General features: G+C 62.0%; 17 protein-coding genes, 1 other RNA gene and 1 pseudogene. 10 read left to right on the plus strand and 9 right to left on the minus strand.

Going from position 1 to position 17,253, the window contains the following annotated elements; translation table 11 throughout:
- Positions 1–125: 125 nt before the first annotated feature.
- The 6 genes and pseudogenes from AC1Z1G_RS26140 to AC1Z1G_RS26165 form a co-directional block, all read right to left on the minus strand.
- Complete coding sequence (locus AC1Z1G_RS26140) at positions 126–1,127, minus strand: extracellular solute-binding protein (protein ID WP_483623383.1); 1,002 nt, start codon at positions 1,125–1,127, stop codon at positions 126–128.
- A gap of 221 nt (positions 1,128–1,348) precedes the next feature.
- Positions 1,349–2,566 carry a 2-octaprenyl-3-methyl-6-methoxy-1,4-benzoquinol hydroxylase gene (locus AC1Z1G_RS26145; protein ID WP_483627997.1) on the minus strand — a complete coding sequence of 406 codons (1,218 nt, stop codon included), beginning with the start codon at positions 2,564–2,566 and terminating at the stop codon, positions 1,349–1,351.
- Positions 2,567–2,575: 9 nt separating this feature from the next.
- Positions 2,576–2,662: pseudogene (locus AC1Z1G_RS26150) on the minus strand (tetrameric acyl-CoA thioesterase); the annotation flags it as partial.
- A gap of 19 nt (positions 2,663–2,681) precedes the next feature.
- Positions 2,682–3,869 (minus strand): 2-octaprenyl-6-methoxyphenyl hydroxylase, encoded by a 1,188-nt coding sequence (gene ubiH, locus AC1Z1G_RS26155; protein ID WP_483623385.1) that lies wholly within the window; start codon positions 3,867–3,869, stop codon positions 2,682–2,684.
- Positions 3,866–5,200, minus strand: a complete 1,335-nt coding sequence (gene pepP, locus AC1Z1G_RS26160) for a Xaa-Pro aminopeptidase (RefSeq protein WP_483623386.1) — start codon at positions 5,198–5,200, stop codon at positions 3,866–3,868. Before pepP ends, ubiH begins: the two co-directional genes overlap by 4 nt.
- A 27-nt stretch (positions 5,201–5,227) precedes the next feature.
- Complete coding sequence (locus tag AC1Z1G_RS26165; protein ID WP_483623387.1) at positions 5,228–5,785, minus strand: YecA/YgfB family protein; 558 nt, start codon at positions 5,783–5,785, stop codon at positions 5,228–5,230.
- A gap of 268 nt (positions 5,786–6,053) precedes the next feature.
- Here AC1Z1G_RS26165 and AC1Z1G_RS26170 point away from each other — a divergent pair, with 268 nt between their 5' ends.
- The 4 genes from AC1Z1G_RS26170 to AC1Z1G_RS26185 all read left to right on the plus strand — a co-directional run bounded on the left by AC1Z1G_RS26170 (position 6,054) and on the right by AC1Z1G_RS26185 (position 7,478).
- Positions 6,054–6,263, plus strand: a complete 210-nt coding sequence (locus AC1Z1G_RS26170; protein ID WP_007982902.1) for a TIGR02449 family protein — start codon at positions 6,054–6,056, stop codon at positions 6,261–6,263.
- Positions 6,260–6,577, plus strand: a complete 318-nt coding sequence (locus AC1Z1G_RS26175; protein WP_347902625.1) for a cell division protein ZapA — start codon at positions 6,260–6,262, stop codon at positions 6,575–6,577. The genes AC1Z1G_RS26170 and AC1Z1G_RS26175 overlap by 4 nt, the downstream gene beginning before the upstream one ends.
- A 30-nt stretch (positions 6,578–6,607) precedes the next feature.
- A non-coding RNA gene (gene ssrS, locus AC1Z1G_RS26180) (6S RNA) lies at positions 6,608–6,786 on the plus strand.
- Between the two features lie 86 nt (positions 6,787–6,872).
- Positions 6,873–7,478: a 5-formyltetrahydrofolate cyclo-ligase gene (locus AC1Z1G_RS26185; RefSeq protein ID WP_483627999.1), complete on the plus strand. Its 606-nt coding sequence runs from the start codon at positions 6,873–6,875 to the stop codon at positions 7,476–7,478.
- Between the two features lie 36 nt (positions 7,479–7,514).
- Here the strand turns inward: AC1Z1G_RS26185 and AC1Z1G_RS26190 are convergent, their stop codons facing one another.
- Positions 7,515–7,661: a hypothetical protein gene (locus tag AC1Z1G_RS26190; RefSeq protein ID WP_483623388.1), complete on the minus strand. Its 147-nt coding sequence runs from the start codon at positions 7,659–7,661 to the stop codon at positions 7,515–7,517.
- Positions 7,662–7,846: 185 nt separating this feature from the next.
- Here AC1Z1G_RS26190 and AC1Z1G_RS26195 point away from each other — a divergent pair, with 185 nt between their 5' ends.
- From AC1Z1G_RS26195 to AC1Z1G_RS26210, 4 genes are all read left to right on the plus strand, one after another.
- On the plus strand, positions 7,847–8,296 hold the full coding sequence (locus tag AC1Z1G_RS26195; protein ID WP_483623390.1) for an EVE domain-containing protein: 450 nt from the start codon (positions 7,847–7,849) through the stop codon (positions 8,294–8,296).
- A 142-nt stretch (positions 8,297–8,438) separates the two neighbouring features.
- Positions 8,439–9,404 (plus strand): HlyD family secretion protein, encoded by a 966-nt coding sequence (locus tag AC1Z1G_RS26200; RefSeq protein WP_483623392.1) that lies wholly within the window; start codon positions 8,439–8,441, stop codon positions 9,402–9,404.
- Positions 9,401–12,115, plus strand: a complete 2,715-nt coding sequence (rbbA, locus tag AC1Z1G_RS26205) for a ribosome-associated ATPase/putative transporter RbbA (RefSeq protein ID WP_483623394.1) — start codon at positions 9,401–9,403, stop codon at positions 12,113–12,115. Before AC1Z1G_RS26200 ends, rbbA begins: the two co-directional genes overlap by 4 nt.
- Positions 12,115–13,233 carry an ABC transporter permease gene (locus AC1Z1G_RS26210; RefSeq protein WP_483623395.1) on the plus strand — a complete coding sequence of 373 codons (1,119 nt, stop codon included), beginning with the start codon at positions 12,115–12,117 and terminating at the stop codon, positions 13,231–13,233. Before rbbA ends, AC1Z1G_RS26210 begins: the two co-directional genes overlap by 1 nt.
- Before the next feature lie 118 nt (positions 13,234–13,351).
- Here the strand turns inward: AC1Z1G_RS26210 and AC1Z1G_RS26215 are convergent, their stop codons facing one another.
- Complete coding sequence (locus AC1Z1G_RS26215; protein WP_347902631.1) at positions 13,352–13,759, minus strand: flagellar basal body-associated protein FliL; 408 nt, start codon at positions 13,757–13,759, stop codon at positions 13,352–13,354.
- A 158-nt stretch (positions 13,760–13,917) separates the two neighbouring features.
- On the opposite strand from AC1Z1G_RS26215, the gene AC1Z1G_RS26220 reads away from it, so the two are divergent.
- On the plus strand, positions 13,918–14,895 hold the full coding sequence (locus AC1Z1G_RS26220) for an NADPH:quinone oxidoreductase family protein (protein WP_483623397.1): 978 nt from the start codon (positions 13,918–13,920) through the stop codon (positions 14,893–14,895).
- Between the two features lie 197 nt (positions 14,896–15,092).
- Entirely contained in the window at positions 15,093–16,442 is a 1,350-nt protein-coding gene (glpT, locus tag AC1Z1G_RS26225; RefSeq protein WP_483623398.1) for a glycerol-3-phosphate transporter, read from the plus strand.
- On the opposite strand, the gene AC1Z1G_RS26230 is transcribed toward glpT, so the two are convergent.
- Positions 16,439–17,086, minus strand: a complete 648-nt coding sequence (locus AC1Z1G_RS26230; protein ID WP_483623399.1) for a gamma-glutamylcyclotransferase — start codon at positions 17,084–17,086, stop codon at positions 16,439–16,441. The two genes, glpT and AC1Z1G_RS26230, sit on opposite strands and share 4 nt — an antisense overlap.
- Between the last annotated feature and the right edge of the window lie 167 nt (positions 17,087–17,253).

Below are 17,253 nucleotides of genomic sequence, written 5' to 3' on the forward strand. Positions count from 1 at the left end.
AAATTCCAAAGTCGAACTCAGGATTTGAAAAGCATGAAGATCTGCTCCCTTTCCCCCTCTCCCCCCTGAGGAGAGGGCTGGGGTGAGGGGTGGATTTTGAAGCAAACGAGACAACTCCAACAGTCTCAGTTCCAGCCAGCGCGGTCCATCAAGCGGATGGCTTCAGCCTGCCGTTTACCTGCCACTTCCACCGGCAGGGTGTCGGCAACGAACTTGCCCCATGCGGCCACTTCAGCGGAGGGTTGCACCGCCGGGTTGGCCGGGAACTCCTGGTTCACATCAGCGAAAATCTTTTGCGCTTCAGGGGTGGTCATCCACTCCACCAGCGCCTTGGCCGCTTCCGGGTGCGGCGCGTGTTTGGTCAGGCCGATGCCCGACAGGTTCACGTGTACGCCACGATCAGCCTGGTTAGGCCAGAACAGTTTGACCCCCAGGTCCGGCTTCTGCTTGTGCAGGCGACCGTAGTAGTAGGTGTTGACGATGCCCACGTCGCACTGCCCGGCGTTGATCGCTTCCAGCACCGCCACGTCGTCGGAGAACACGTCGGTGGACAGGTTACGCACCCAGCCCTTGACGATTTCTTCGGTTTTTTCCGCGCCATGGGTTTCGATCAGGGTGGCGGTCAGCGACTGGTTGTAGACCTTCTTCGCCGTGCGCAGGCACAGGCGACCTTCCCACTGCTTGTCGGCAAGGGCTTCATAAGTGGTCAGCTCACCGGGTTTTACCCGGTCGGTGGAATAGGCGATGGTTCGCGCCCGCAGGCTCAGGCCGGTCCAGGCGTGGGACGCCGCGCGGTACTGAAGCGGGATGTTGGTGTCGATGACCTTGGAAGTGAACGGTTGCAGGATGCCCATTTGCTCGGCTTGCCACAGGTTACCGGCATCGACGGTCAGCAGCAGGTCGGCGGTGGCGTTCTCGCCTTCGGCCTTGATGCGCTGCATCAGCGGCGCTTCCTTGTCGGTGATGAACTTCACCTTCACCCCGGTTTTCTGGGTGTAGGCATCGAAGACCGGCTTGATCAGCTCGTCGATCCGCGAGGAGTAGACCACGACCTCGTCGGCGGCCTGGGCGGTGGTGCCGATCAAGGTCAGTGCGAGGGCTGTCAGTAGACGCTTCGGTGCCAACATGGGAGCGGTCTCTCGAAATAGGAAAATGAGGCCAAATGATAAGGACTCACATTTACCACCTCAACCGAACAGTTCACGGAGGAGTTACCAGATGTTGCACAACTCTGGATCGGTGATTCATGTGCCCCCGCCATCGCGAGCAGGCTCGCTCCCACAAGGGTACGCATTCCAACCGTGGGAACGAGCCTGCTCGCGATAAGGGCATCAGCGGCGACGAAAAGTCAGGCCTTGGCCAACTCCGGCAGATCCCCGGTCAAACCAAGCGCCTGACGCACAAACAACGCCTTGGCCTCGGGCATCTGGTCAATCACCTTCAACCCGGTGTTGCGCAACCAGCGCACTGGCAGCGGATCGGCCTGGAACAACCGCTCGAAGCCTTCCATCGCCGCCATCAACGCCAGGTTGTGAGGCATGCGTCGACGCTCGAAACGGCTGAGAACTTTCACATCCGCCAGGCGTTCGCCACGGCTGGCAGCTTGCAGCAGCACTTCGGCCAACACCGCCGCGTCGAGAAAGCCCAGGTTCACGCCCTGCCCGGCCAGCGGGTGAATGGTATGGGCAGCATCGCCAATCAACGCCAGGCCTTCGGCCACATAACGTTTGGCGTGGCGCTGACGCAGCGGCACGCACAACCGTGGATCGGCGCTCAGCACCGTGCCCAGGCATCCTTCGAAGGCGCGCTCCAGTTCACGGCAGAAGCCTTCGTCGTCCAGCGCCATCAGGCGCTCGGCTTCGGTTGGGGTGGTCGACCAGACGATCGAGCACCAGTCTTGCTGGCCGTCGCGCTCAAGAGGCAAGAACGCCAGTGGACCGGTGTCGGTGAAACGCTGCCAGGCCGTCATCTGGTGCGGCTTTGAGCTGCGCACGCTGGTGACGATGGCGTGGTGCAGGTAATCCCACTCGCGAGTCGCGACACCGGTCAGGCGACGCACTGCCGAGTTGGCGCCATCGGCGGCAATCACCAACGGTGCGCGTAACGTGCGGCCGTCGGCCAGGGTCAGCAGCCAATCGTCGCCGGAGCGGCGCATCTGCTCCAGCCGGGCGTTGGCGAGCATGCCCAGGTCACAGTCGTGCAAGCGATCCAGCAAGGCATCCTGAACCACGCGGTTCTCGACGATATGCCCCAGCGCCTCGGCGTGCACGCTGGCCGCCGAAAAATGGACCTGCCCGGTGCCACTGCCGTCCCAGACTTGCATCTGGTTGTAGGGGCTGCTGCGTCGAGCGGCAATGCCGTCCCACGCCCCCAGACGTTCGAGAATTCGCTGGCTGGCCGCCGACAACGCGCTCACCCGAGGTTCGAACGGTGCCTGGCCATCGAAGGGTTTGACGCTTAACGGGCTGCCGTCGATCAGCAGCACTTCCAGGCCGCTGCCTTGCAACGCCAGCGCCAGAGCACTCCCGACCATTCCGGCCCCGACAATCAGCAGATCTGCGCGCATTTCCATGCTTTAAGCCTGTCTCGCTTGCGGCTTGCGCCGCACGTAAAGGGTTTTATCGACCCGCGCCACCAGGGTGCCGGCGCCGTCGTGAATCTCGGCTGGGTTCGCCAGCCACTCAAGCATCGGAGCGTGTTCCCAACCCCATGGCTTGCCGAGCGAACCAGCGTTTGGCCGGCGGCAGCAGATCGAGCCCCAACAGACCGATGTTGCGACCCAGTGACACCAGCGGCTGAGTGCTGCCGAACAGCCGGGTCACTTGATCGGAGAAGCCGACCGTGAGGTTCTGGTCCAGGCGCTGACGCTCGCGATACGCCTGCAAGGTGACGAAGTCGCCCGGTGTTTTTTCACTGGCCAGCAAGGCCTCGGCCAATGCCTGGGCGTCGCGCAACGACAGGTTGAAACCCTGGCCGGCAATCGGGTGCAGGCTGTGCGCCGCGTTGCCCAGCACCGCCAGATGGGGGCGAACCTGCTCTTCGGCTTCAACCAGTGTCAACGGATACAGATGCCGCGCACCGACTTGCTTGAGCGTGCCGAGGCGATACCCGAACACGCCCTGTAATTCGCTGAGAAAGCTGCGTTCATCAAGCGCCGCCAAGCGTTGCGCATCCATGCCCAGGCGGGTCCAGACCAGCGCGCAGCGGTTTTCCGGCAGCGGCAGCAACGCCATCGGGCCGTCATCGGTGAAGCGTTCGAAGGCCATGCCGTTGTGGGCTTCGCTCGGAGTAATGTTGGCGATCAGCGCACTCTGGTTATATGGACGCTTTTTCACGCCGATGCCCAGTTGCTCGCGCAGGCCCGAACGGCCGCCATCGGCCAGCACCGCGAGGTCGCATTCCAGTGTGGTTTCATCGTTGAGGGTCAGGCGGTAGCCGTCTTCCAACGGCTCCATGCGCGTGACCTCGGCCGGGCAGCGCCAACTGATCACGTCCTTGTCCAGACCTTGCCAGAGGCATTGGCCCAGCCAGGCGTTTTCCACCACGTAGCCCAGGGCCGGAACGCCCTCCTCCATGGCCGACAGCCGCGCGGTGGAAAATCGCCCACGGTCGGACACGTGAATCTGCTTGATCGGCTCGGCGCGGCGGGAGATTTCCTGCCACAGGCCCAGCCGTTGATAAATTTGCCGAGCGCCAAAGGACAGTGCCGAAGAACGCGCGTCATAGCTCGGCTGGTAAGTGTCGCCGGGGGCGAACGGTTCGATCAGCACGATCTTCCAGCCGCGCGCCTTGGCCCCGGCCTGCAACGCCAACGCCAGGCTCGCGCCGACGAGGCCGCCACCGATAATCGCCAGATTGACCCGACTCATGCCGCGCACGTCCGCGCAGCGGCCATCAAGGCCTCGATCTCGGCAACCGTTCTCGGTACGCCGTTGGTCAGGATTTCACAGCCCGTTTTGGTTACCACCACGTCATCCTCGATGCGCACGCCTATGCCGCGCCATTTCTTCGCCACGTTCTGATTGTCCGGGGCAATGTAGATGCCCGGCTCGACGGTCAACGCCATGCCGACTTCCAGCACGCGCCATTCGCCACCGACCTTGTACTCGCCGACGTCATGCACATCCATACCCAGCCAGTGGCCGGCGCGGTGCATGTAAAAGGCCTTGTAGGCTTCGCTGGCGATCAACTCGGCGACGTCGCCCTGCAACAAACCGAGCTCGACCAGCCCGGCGGTAATCACCTGGACCGTGGCCTCGTGCGCCTGATTCCAGTGTTTGTTCGGCGCAATCTGGGCAAAAGCCGCTGCCTGCGACGCCAGCACCAGTTCGTAGATCGCCTTCTGTTCCGGCGAGTACCTCCCATTGACCGGCCAGGTGCGAGTGATGTCGCTGGCGTAGCAGTCGATCTCGCAACCGGCGTCAATCAACACCAGGTCACCGTCCTTGAGCACCGCGTCATTCTGCTGGTAATGCAGGATGCAGCTGTTGCGCCCCGAAGCGACGATCGACCCGTAGGCCGGCATCCTCGCCCCACCCTTACGAAATTCGTAATCGAGTTCGGCTTCCAGGCTGAACTCATGCAAACCGGCACGGCTGGCCTGCATCGCCCGAATATGCGCCTGGGCGGAAATTCGTGCAGCTTCGCGCATCACCTTCACTTCTGCCGCCGATTTATACAGGCGCATGTCGTGCAGCAGATGATCCAGGGCAACGAATTCGTTCGGTGGCTGGGCCCCGAGGTGCGCTTTAGAGCGGATCACGTTGATCCAGTCCATCAGGTGGCGGTCGAATTCCGGGTTGCTGCCCATGGCCGAATACACCCGGTCACGGCCCTCGATCAGGCCTGGCAGGATGTCGTCGATGTCGGTAATGGGAAACGCGTCGTCCGCGCCGAAGTCACGGATCGCGCCTTCCTGGCCGGCACGCAGGCCGTCCCACAGTTCCCGCTCGGCATTGCGCTCGCGGCAGAACAGCACGTATTCGCCGTGTTCACGGCCGGGCATCAACACAATGACCGCCAGCGGCTCGGGAAAGCCGCTGAGGTACTGGAAGTCGCTGTCCTGGCGATAGACATGCTCGACATCGCGGTTGCGGATCGCCACGGCGGCGGCCGGCAGGATGGCGATGCTGTTGGGTTCCATCTGCGCCATCAAGGCCTTGCGGCGACGGCTGTATTCCGCTTTCGGGATATGAATCATGGGCAGATGGACATCCCTTTCAAACGATCAGTGCAGAGACGGTTTGGCAGCCGTCGCTTCAGCAGGCTTTTTGGTCTCGGTGAACAGCAACAAGGGCGCGACCCGCAGGTACTCCATGACCTCCATATAGTCGCTTTCGCCGTCGTCGGACTCTTCCAGGGCATCTTGCACCTGGGCGATAGCCGCCAGATCCTGCAAAACCTCGGTGGCTTCAGTGCTCAGAGCGTTGTCACGGTAGGTCAGGCCGAAACCGGCGAGGAAGCCCTGGCACCATTGGCCCAGTGCGGCCGCACGCTCGGTGAGCGGTGCGTCATCGGTCGGCAACAGCAGAACGACGGTCATGTCATCGCTGGTCAGTTCGCCCTTGACCATCTCTTGCAGGCCGATCAGGGCGTTGCGGACGTTGTCTTGTGGCTCGCCTTCGAGCAGTTCGGCGGCATCGGCCAACCAGCTGTCGGCTTCAAAGCCTGCGCCGGCGCAGCTGCGGCCGAGCAACAGGCCGTGCAATTCGGCAGGCGAGACAGGGTGGCCGCTGGTGCTCAGCAGGGTGGCGAAGGCTTGATACGGAGAATTCTGAATGGGCATGGGCAGCTAGGCGCCAAGCGGCGCTATGTCTAGAATGAAGGCCTTGTATCCTACATCGACAGACTCGCCAAGACTATTAAAGGCTGTCCGCCCGTGAGGGTCTGTACGAAATTCGCCGAACGGCGATCAGGCGAGGCAAAAATAGGCGAACGAGCGCAGTGTAGGGCCCTACATGAGCATTGCGAGCCTGTTTTTAACGCAGCATGATCGACGCGCAGGCCGTTTCGTATAGAGCCTGCCGCCCATCAGACACAATTCAGTGGACACAATGGAAGACACCGACCTGCAAGCGCTGATGGCCAGACTCGAGTTGCTAATTACCCGGGTCGAGCAACTTAAGAGCCAAAACGGACTCCTACTAGCTCAGGAAAAAACCTGGCGCGAGGAACGCGCGCACCTCATTGAAAAAAACGAAATCGCCCGGCGTAAGGTCGAATCGATGATTTCGCGCCTCAAGGCCCTGGAGCAAGACTCATGAGTTCAAGCAATAGCGTCACCGTGCAGATCCTCGACAAAGAATATTCGATCATTTGCCCTCAGGAAGAGCGCAGCAACCTGGTGAGTGCTGCCCGTTACCTGGACGGCAAGATGCGCGAAATCCGCAGCAGCGGCAAAGTCATCGGTGCCGACCGCATCGCCGTGATGGCCGCGCTGAATATCACCCACGACCTGCTGCACACCCAGGAACGCCCTGAAGTGCAGGCCAGCGGCTCGACCCGCGAGCAGGTTCGCGACCTGCTGGAACGCGTGGATCTGGTGCTGGCCACCGATCCGGATGTCAGCAAGGGCTGATTCCTCGGGGTGGTTGCGGTATACTCGCGCCACTCCCTGGGGTGCTTGCCAGTTGACGATGTCCCTGAGCCGATTCGCACTACCCTGGAAGTTGCACGTTGGGCCGGTGTGCATGTCCGCTAGACGGAAAGCCTTAAGGTCTACTGCTTCTTCCACCTTGAACTTTCGGGTTCAAGGGCTAAGTTGACAGCGGTTCATCCGGGGAGCCTGATTCAAGCCGATGCCGGTTCTGCCGGCATCGGCTTTTTACGAAGCCATCGTCCTGATGCCTTCGACACACGAACAGCCCATGACCATGACCGAACCTGCGCCGCTTTCCCGCCCGCAACTTCGACGCATGCTGCGCAAAGCCCGCCGCGCGCTGACCCCCTGCGAACATCGCCAGGCCGCCCACGGGCTGTATCGGCAGTTGGCGCAAAAACCGCTGTTTCGCCGCGCCAAACACATCTCTCTGTATCTGCCTACTGACGGTGAAATCGATCCGCGCCTGCTGCTGCGCGCCGCTCAGCGTCGGGGCAAAGCCACCTACCTGCCGGTACTCAGCGCCTGGCCGCGCACCAAAATGGTCTTCCAACGCGTTCGCCCCGGCGAAAAGCTGCGCCCCAACCGCTTCCGCATTCTCGAACCACGGGTGAACCCGGCCAAGCAACGCAAGGTCTGGACCCTGGACCTGGTGCTCCTGCCGCTGGTGGGCTTTGATGATGTCGGCGGGCGACTGGGGATGGGGGGCGGCTTCTACGACCGCAGCCTGGCGTACCTGGCGCGGCGCAACACCTGGCGCAAGCCGACGCTGCTGGGGCTGGCCCATGAATGTCAGAAAGTCGAAAAACTGGCTCAGGCGAGCTGGGATGTCCCGTTGCAGGGAACGGTGACGGACAAGGCGTGGTATCTCGCAGACTAGACGCCACTGCGCTCAGTGACGTCGCTTACCAGTGGCTCAGCGCTTGTACGGTTGCTGTTGTTGCGCGACTTCAATCGGTGCGTCGGTTTTGCTGGCCCACAGGCTCTGCGCATAACCGGTGGTCACGACGCCCAGGCCGAACAAAATCACCAGAATCCAGAGTAAATCCGGTTTGCGTTTCATCGATTGCCCCCCTCAAGGCATGTCACACACGATGACAGCAACGGTCGCGCCGGCAGCGTCTCGCTTAAAAGTCCGGCATTTTGCGGTAACGTGCACCGACACGCAAACGCTGACGTCAACCGACCGTCGGTTTGTCATAAATTGGCCGAACACCCCTTTCGACCACCGTTTTCGGAGCAACAAAGATGGCCTATTGGCTGATGAAATCCGAGCCCGACGAGCTCTCGATCAAGGGCCTGGAAAAGCTCGGCGAAGCCCGCTGGGACGGCGTTCGCAACTACCAGGCACGCAATTTCTTGCGGGCGATGGCGGTGGGCGATGAATTCTTCTTCTATCACTCCAGCTGCCCTGAGCCGGGTATCGCCGGTATCGGCCGCATCGTGGAAGCCGCCTACACCGACCCGACGGCCCTGGAACCCGAAAGCGTCTACTTCGACCCCAAGGCCACCCCGGAGAAAAACGCCTGGAGCGCGATCAACGTTGCCCACGTTGAAACCTTCGCCAAGGTCTTGCGGCTCGACTACCTGAAACAGCAAGCCGCGCTGGCCAAGTTGCCACTGGTGCAAAAAGGCAGTCGGCTGTCGGTGATGCCGGTCACCGCCGAACAGTGGGCGGCGGTGCTTGCACTGCGTTGACAGGACAAAACCGCACAGTCAGCTTTTCGACACATGCATTCATCGACCCAATCGGGTTAGGCTGGCCCTTCATTTGACGGGCATCAAGTCGCCAACGCGCTGAAACCGTCAGACTAGGACGCTACAGTTGCAGGATGCATACATGTCGACGAACCATCGCTCATCCCGTCTTTTCGCCATGATGTTAATGGTGCTGCTCGTGGCCGCTGGCGGCTTCGGTTACTGGAAATCCCAACACGACCGGCTGCCTGAAGGCCTGAGCATGGGCAACGGCCGACTCGAAGCCACCGAGGTGCAGATCGCCAGCAAGATCCCTGGTCGCCTGGCCGACGTGCACGTCGATGAAGGTGACAAGGTGCTCAAGGGCCAGCTCCTGGCGCGCATGGACACCCGCACCCTCGAAGCCCAGCGCAACCAGGCCGAAGCCGAAGTGCTGCGTGCCCGCCAAAACTACTCCGCCGCCGAAGCCAACGTACAACTGCGCCAAAGCGAACTGCTGCTGGCCAATCAGGAAATCAAGCGCTCTCAGGAACTGTTCAAGCGCGGCTTTGCCAGCCAGCAGATCATCGACCAGCAACAAGCCCGCATGAACACCGGCAACGCCGCGGTTCTCGCTGCGCGTGCACAGGTCGCAGCGGTTGAGGCGGCCATCGGTGCCGCACAGGCGCAAGTCGCTCAACTGACCAGCGAAATCGATGACAGCAGCCTGCGGGCCCCCATCGACGGCGTGATCCAGCTGCGCCTGGCAGAACCGGGCGAAGTCCTTGGCGCCGGTGGCCGGGTGTTGCTGCTGATCGACCCGAATGACCAATACATGAACCTCTATCTGCCCGCCTCGGTCACCGGTCGCCTGACCGTCGGCAGCGAAACGCGAATCCTGCTCGACGCCCTGCCCGACCAACCGCTGCCGGCGAAAATCAGCTTCGTCGCGGCCAAGTCGCAGTTCACCCCCAAAGAGGTGGAAACCCGTGACGAGCGGCAGAAACTGGTGTTCCGGGTCAAGCTCAAGCTGACTCAACCCAGTGCCGCGCCCCAGGCCAAGCCGGGCATGCCCGGCGCAGGTTACGTGCGCACGGCGACCGTGGACTGGCCGGCCAGCCTGCAATGAGCGCCCCGGCGCTGCAAGCCACCGGCCTGCGCCATGCCTACGGCCAACAGCAAGCGCTGATCGACATTGCCTTCAGCCTGCCCAGCGGCACGCGTTGCGGGTTGATCGGCCCGGACGGCGCGGGCAAGTCGAGCCTGCTGGGGCTGATTGCCGGGGTCAAGAAGCTGCAACAGGGGCACCTGGAGGTACTCGGCGGCTCCATCGACCAGCGCCGTCATCGTAATAGCCTCTACCCGCGCATTGCCTTCATGCCTCAGGGCCTGGGCGGCAACCTGTACCCGGACCTGTCGATCACCGAAAACATTCGGTTCTTCGCCACCCTGTTCGGCCTGTCGAAAAGCGAATGCGACCAGCGCATGCACAGCCTGCTGCTGGCCACCGACCTGGCGCGATTCGCCGATCGCCCGGCGGGCAAGCTGTCGGGCGGCATGAAGCAGAAGCTCGGCCTGTGCTGCGCGCTGATCCACGAGCCGGACCTGCTGATCCTTGATGAGCCGACCACCGGCGTCGACCCGCTCTCGCGCCGGCACTTCTGGGAACTGGTGGAAGACGTTCGCCGCCAGCGCCCCCAACTGACCCTGCTGGTCGCCACCGCCTACATGGAAGAAGCCGAGCAGTTTGAACACTGCCTGATGCTCGACCGCGGCAAATTGATCGCCGATGGCCTGAGCTGCGAACTGGCTGCCGTCACCCCGAGCGGCAAACTTGACGACGCCTTCACCCACTTCCAGGGCGACAACGGGCACAGCAACGAGCCGCTGGTGATTCCGCCCAGAAGCAACGACCAGCATGACATCGCCATCGAAGCCCACGAGTTGACCCTGCGTTTCGGCGACTTCACGGCCGTGAACAAGGTCAGCTTCGCCATCGGGCGCGGCGAGATCTTCGGTTTCCTCGGCTCCAACGGCTGCGGCAAAACCACCACCATGAAAGTCCTCACCGGCCTGATGCCCGCCACCGAAGGCAGCGCCACGCTGCTCGGCAACCCGGTGAACGCCAAGGACCTGGCCACCCGCAAACGGGTCGGTTTCATGTCGCAAAGCTTCTCGCTGTATGGCGAACTCAGCGTGCGGCAAAACCTGGTGCTGCATGCACGACTGTTCGACCTGCCCAAGGCTGACAGCGCCCGGCGCATCGAGGAACTGATCCAGCGCTTCGACCTGGGCAGTATCGCCGAGCAGCAGTCCGGCGCCCTGCCGCTGGGCCTGCGTCAGCGGTTGTCGCTGGCCGTGGCGGTGCTGCATCGCCCGGAAGTGCTGATCCTCGACGAACCGACCTCCGGCGTCGACCCGGCGGCCCGCGATGATTTCTGGCGCTTGCTGATCGAGTTGTCCCGCGAACAAGGGGTGACGATTTTCCTGTCCACCCACTTCATGAACGAAGCCCAACGCTGCGACCGCATCTCACTGATGCACGCCGGCAAAGTATTGGCCTGCGATACACCGGCAGCACTGCAACAGCAGTTTGCCGGCGAGACTCTGGAGGACGCCTTCGTGCGCTGCCTCGAGGACGCTCAAAGCGCCAGCCCGACGCCGCCTGCGCCCGAGTCGGTGGCAGCAGGTCCGGCGCCCGTCAGCAAACGCGGTTTCAGCCTGAGCCGGCTGATTGCCGTGGCCAGCCGCGAAGGCAAGGAGCTGCTACGCGACAAGGTGCGCCTGGCCTTCGCCCTGGCCGGTGCATTGTTCATGATGGTGATTTTTGGCTACGGCATTTCCCTGGACGTGGAAAAGCTCGCCTTCGCCGTCTACGACCAGGACCAGACACCGCAAAGCCGCGCCTACCTCGAGGCGTTTCGAAGTTCGCGCTACTTCGCCGAACAGACACCGATCCGTGACGCCAAGGAACTGCACAAACGCCTGCAACGCTCGGAAATCAAGCTGGCGCTGGAGATTCCACCGGGGTTCGGTCGCGACCTGTACGCCGGCCGGCAACCGGCCGTGGCCGCATGGCTGGACGGCGGCATGCCGTTTCGCGCCGAGACCAGCCGCAACTATGTCGAAGCCGTGCACCAGGCCAACCTCGAACAACTCGCGGCGCAAAGCAGCCCGGCGCTCAATCTGCGAGCACCGGCGAAACTGGAAACCCGCTTCCGCTACAACCAGGACGTGGTCAGTGTGAACGCCATCGGCCCCGGCGTGATGGCGCTGATCCTGGCGTTCATTCCGGCCATGCTCACGGCGCTGGGGATTGTGCGCGAGAAAGAACTGGGCTCGATCACCAACTTCTACGCCACGCCACTGACGCGCCTGGAGTTTCTGCTGGGCAAGCAAACGCCTTATCTGATCGTGAGCCTGATCAACCTCGGTTTGCTGGTGGCGATGAACCGCTGGCTGTTCGGCGTGCCCTTCAAGGGCAGCGGCTTGACCCTGGCGTTCGGCGGCCTGCTGTATGTGCTGGCGACTACCAGCCTGGGCCTGTTGATTTCCGCGTTCACCCGCACCCAGATCGCGGCAATCCTGGGCACCATGATCATCACCAGCCTGCCGACTATCCAATTCTCCGGGCTGATCGTGCCGCGCTCCTCCCTTGAAGGCGCTGCCGCGCTGATGGGGCAGTTGTTTCCGGCCGGGTACTTCCTCGATATTGCCGTCGGTACATTCACCAAGGCCCTCGATATCCGCCAGTTGTGGCCACAGTGCCTGGCGCTGTTCGGGTTTTTCCTCGGGTTCACCGGGCTGAGCCTGGTCATGCTCAAGAAGCAGGAGGTCTGATGCATCAGCTCGCGCACATCCTGCGTCTGGGAATCAAGGAACTCACCAGCCTGCGCCACGACAGCGTGTTGCTGCTGTTTTTGCTGTACGCCTTCAGCGTAGCGATCTACATGCCCGCCGCCGGCTCGGTGATTGGCGTGCATAACGCCAGCGTGGCGCTGGTGGACGAAGACCACAGCCACCTGTCCCGCCAACTCGCCGAAGCCTTGCAACCGCCGCAATTCCAGAGCGCCGTGCCCCTGCCGTATGACCAATTGGACAAGGTCATGGACAGCGGCCAGTACACGTTCGTGATTAACGTACCGGCCAACTTCCAGGCCGACTTGCTGGCAGGGCGTTCGCCAGCCGTGCAGGTCAACGTCGACGCCACGGCCATGAGCCAGGCATTCATGGGCGCCGGGTACATCGGGCGGATCTTCCAGCGTGAATTGCTCACTTATGGCGGCCAACCCGACAGCACCAGCAAGGCCCCGGCGCGGCTGACCACCCGGGCCCTGTTCAACACCAACCTGCAGGGCGGATGGTTTCTGGCGGTGATTCAGATCGTCAACAACATCACCATCCTGGCCATCGTACTGACCGGCACCGCGCTGCTGCGCGAACGTGAACACGGCACCCTCGACCATTTGCTGGTGCTGCCACTGACGGGGCTGGAAATCATGCTGGCCAAAATCTGGAGCAACATGCTGGTGGTGGTGCTGTGCACCTGGGTGTCGCTGGAAGTGGTGGTCAAAGGGTTGCTGGGCGTGCCGCTGGCGGGCTCCCTGGGACTGTTTTTGCTGGTGACCGCGCTGTACCTGTTTGCCAGCACCGCGTTGGGAATTTTCCTCGCGACCCTGGCGCGCTCGACGCCGCAGTTCGGGCTGCTATCGATCCCAGTGATCATCCCGATGCTGTTGCTCTCGGGCGGCAGCACGCCGCTCGACAGCATGCCGCAGTGGCTGCAATGGGTGATGCAGGGTTCGCCGTCGACCCACTTCGTCAGCCTCAGCGCCGCGATTCTGTTCCGCGACGCTTCGGTCAACGTGGTCTGGCCGGACTTGCTGGCACTGGCGGTGATCGGCCTGGCGTTCTTCGCAATCTCGCTGGCGCGGTTCCGCAAAAGCCTGGCGTCCTGACCTGTGACAAGGGAGCTTGCTCGCGCTGGACTGCGCAGCCGTCACTCTTTGGGGGCCGCTTCGCGGCCCAGCGGGAGCAAGCTCCCTCGCCACAAAAGCCTCTTTACCTCAGGCTTACTTATTGAATGATCAGGTTGTTGAACAACAGGTCTTCAACCACCGGCTTGCCGGTTTCGTCATTCATCACTTGCTGGGTCTGCTTCAAGGCCTCCTGGCGGAGTTTTTCCTTGGCTTCGACATTGTTCATGGTCTCGGTGGTTTGCTGGGCGAACAGCGCCACCAACTGATTACGAATCAACGGCTCGTTGGCTTTCACCGCTTTGGCGGCCTCGTCGCCGGTCACCCGCAACGCCACGTCAGCCTTGTAAACCTTGAGTTTGGGGCCGCCATCCAGACCGTAGTTACCCACGAACGGCGGGCTCAGGCTGATATAGCTGACCTTCGGGGCTTCACCTTCTTTGGCTTCTTCGGCCATCGCTGCCGTCGGCAGGGTCAGGGCCAGCATCAACATGATCCACGCTTTCACACTTCACTCCTTATCCGGTTTGCGGCCTAGCATAACGACCTGCCCGCAACAGCCCAAGCACAAAGCTTATGGCTGACTATCAGGACAGGGCATGCTCGTTGACCGCTTGACTCACACACCTACACTTATCGGCCATCACTCCCAAAGGAATAGCCCTGATGAAAGCCGTGCTGTGCAAAGCCTTCGGCCCTGCCGAAACGCTGGTGCTGGAAGACGTCGCGAGTCCTGTGCCCAAAAAGAACGAAATCCTGCTGGACGTGCACGCGGCCGGGGTGAACTTCCCGGACACGCTGATCATCGAGGGCAAATACCAGTTCAAGCCGCCATTCCCGTTTTCGCCGGGCGGTGAGGCCGCCGGGGTGGTGAGCGCGGTGGGCGAGAAGGTCAGCCACCTCAAGGTCGGTGACCGGGTCATGGCGCTGACCGGTTGGGGCAGCTTCGCCGAACAGGTCGCGGTGCCTGGCTACAACGTGCTGCCGATCCCGCCGGCCATGGATTTCAACACCGCCGCCGCATTCAGCATGACTTACGGCACCTCGATGCACGCCCTCAAACAGCGCGGCAACCTGCAACCCGGCGAAACCTTGCTGGTACTCGGCGCCTCGGGTGGTGTTGGCCTGGCCGCCGTGGAGATCGGCAAAGCCATGGGCGCCCGGGTGATCGCCGCCGCCAGCAGCGCCGAGAAGCTCGCGGTGGCCAAGGCTGCCGGTGCCGATGAGCTGATCAACTACAGCGAAACCAGCCTCAAGGATGAAATCAAACGCCTGACCAACGGCAACGGTGCCGACGTGATCTACGACCCGGTTGGCGGCGACCTGTTCGACCAGGCCATCCGCGCCATCGCCTGGAACGGCCGCCTGCTGGTGGTGGGCTTCGCCAGCGGACGCATCCCCGAGTTGCCGGTGAACCTGGCGCTGCTCAAGGGTGCGGCGGTGATCGGGGTGTTCTGGGGTTCTTTCGCCCAACGCCAGCCGCAGGACAACGCGGCCAACTTCCAGCAGCTGTTTGGCTGGTTCGCCGAAGGCAAGTTGAAGCCCTTGGTGTCGCAGGTGTACCCACTGAACAACGCCGCACACGCCATCAACGACCTCGGCCAGCGCAAGGCAGTCGGGAAGGTGGTTGTGCAGGTACGCTGATCACCTTGCGGGTCGCGACTCGGCGACCCGCGACTCTCCAGCAACGCCCTTCCCTTACACCCAAGCGACATGTTCATAAAAGAACATGCGATCTGGCGCACTTCTCCCTGTTTCCTAGACGACAAGCGGTGCTATTTTCAGTAACGAAACTGTAACATTCGCATCCGCAGTCAAAACAAGAAATTTGGAGCTCTTGAATGTTTGCTTTCTTTCGACCTGCCGCACATCAGGCTCCATTGCCTGAAGAACACGTAGACAGCACGTACCGGCGCTTGCGCTGGCAAATCTTCGCCGGGATTTTCTTTGGCTACGCGGGTTATTACCTGCTGCGCAAAAACTTCTCCCTGGCCATGCCGTACCTGATCGACGAAGGCTACACCCGGGGCCAACTGGGCCTGGCCATGTCCGCGATCGCGATTGCCTACGGCCTGTCGAAATTCCTGATGGGGCTGGTCTCCGACCGTTCCAACCCGCGTTATTTCCTGCCCTTCGGCCTGCTTGTGTCCGCCGGGGTGATGTTCATCTTCGGTTTCGCACCTTGGGCGACGTCCAGCGTGACCATGATGTTCATCCTGCTGTTCATCAACGGCTGGGCACAAGGCATGGGCTGGCCGCCAAGTGGTCGGACCATGGTGCACTGGTGGTCGCAGAAGGAACGCGGTGGCGTGGTGTCGGTGTGGAACGTTGCGCATAACGTCGGCGGCGGCCTGATCGGCCCGCTGTTCCTGATCGGCATGGGCTTGTTCAACGACTGGCACGCCGCGTTTTATGTGCCTGCTGCCGTGGCGCTGCTGGTGGCGGTGTTTGCCTTCATCGTGATGCGCGATACCCCACAATCGGTAGGCCTGCCGCCTATCGAGCAATACAAGAACGATTACCCGCACGGCTACGATGCCAGCCACGAAGAAGAATTCAGCGCCAAGGACATCTTCGTCAAATACGTGCTGCGCAACAAAATGCTCTGGTACATCGCCCTGGCCAACGTGTTCGTCTACCTGCTGCGCTACGGCGTACTGGACTGGGCACCGACCTACCTGAAGGAAGCCAAGCACTTCGACGTGGATAAAACCTCGTGGGCGTACTTCCTGTACGAGTGGGCCGGTATCCCGGGCACGCTGCTGTGTGGCTGGATGTCGGACAAGGTGTTCCGTGGCAACCGTGGCCTGACCGGCATGGTGTTCATGGCACTGGTAACCGTCGCTACCCTGGTGTACTGGCTGAACCCGGCCGGCAACCCGACCGTCGACATGATCGCGCTGTTCTCCATCGGCTTCCTGATCTACGGTCCGGTCATGCTGATCGGCCTGCAAGCGCTGGAACTCGCACCGAAGAAAGCTGCCGGTACGGCGGCCGGCTTCACCGGTCTGTTCGGGTATCTGGGGGGGTCGGTCGCGGCCAGTGCAGCCATGGGCTACACCGTGGACCACTTCGGCTGGGACGGCGGTTTCGTACTGCTGATCGGTGCCTGCCTGTTGGCCATGGCCTTCCTGGCGCCGACCTTGTGGCACAAACAGGTCGCCAGCCAGAGCCGTGAAGCCATCGCTTAATGCGCGGCTGATTTACACCGCTTGAGCCGCGCCTCCAGATTCCGGTCTGGCATGGCGTGGCTGCGCAGGGCGTTGACGGTCTGCTCGACATAATCGCGAGTCGTGCCGTAACGCCCGCAAGCGCTTTCAAATACCTGGCTCAGCACATGATCCGGCAAGTTGCCGGCGTAGCTCGGCAGGTGTCGCTCCAGCACAAACCCCAAGGCCTGTACCTGGCTTCCGTCTTCGAGGCGGCAGTTGAGCCAGTGTGGGCGATATGAGGGGTAAGGCATTTCACGCTGCCACAAGGCATACAAGGACGCCTCAAGCTGTTCTTCCGGCAAGCGGTACGCAAAACCGCTGCACGAACCGCCACGATCCAGGCCAAACACCAGACCGGGCATTTCCGGCGTGCCCCGGTGCTCGTGAGACCACAGGTACAAGCCGCGATGGTAGCCGTGCACTCGCCCGCGCACCCGCTCGACCGCCGAGCATTCCGGGCGCCAGATCAATGAACCGTAAGCGAATAGCCAGACTGGCCCGCCCTTGTGCCGGGCCATGGTGGCCTGCATCGAGCCAAGCAATTGTTCGTGCGTGAGTTGCGCGCCCAGATCGAGCTGCGGAGGGTAAGCCAGGTTCAGAAAAGCAGATTCAATGGCGGTCATGGCGAATAGCGTTCAGCTCCCCGCGAGTAAGGAATTACTTAATAGAACGCACAGCTGTAACCCTAAGGCACATTCGTTTTAAGGCAAGTTGAATGCCACGAACGTCGGCGAACACGTCGATATACCCTAACGATATTTATCCTCAATAGATAAATACCGAAAGGCTA

This window comes from Pseudomonas sp. JL27(2026) (genome assembly GCF_056933555.1).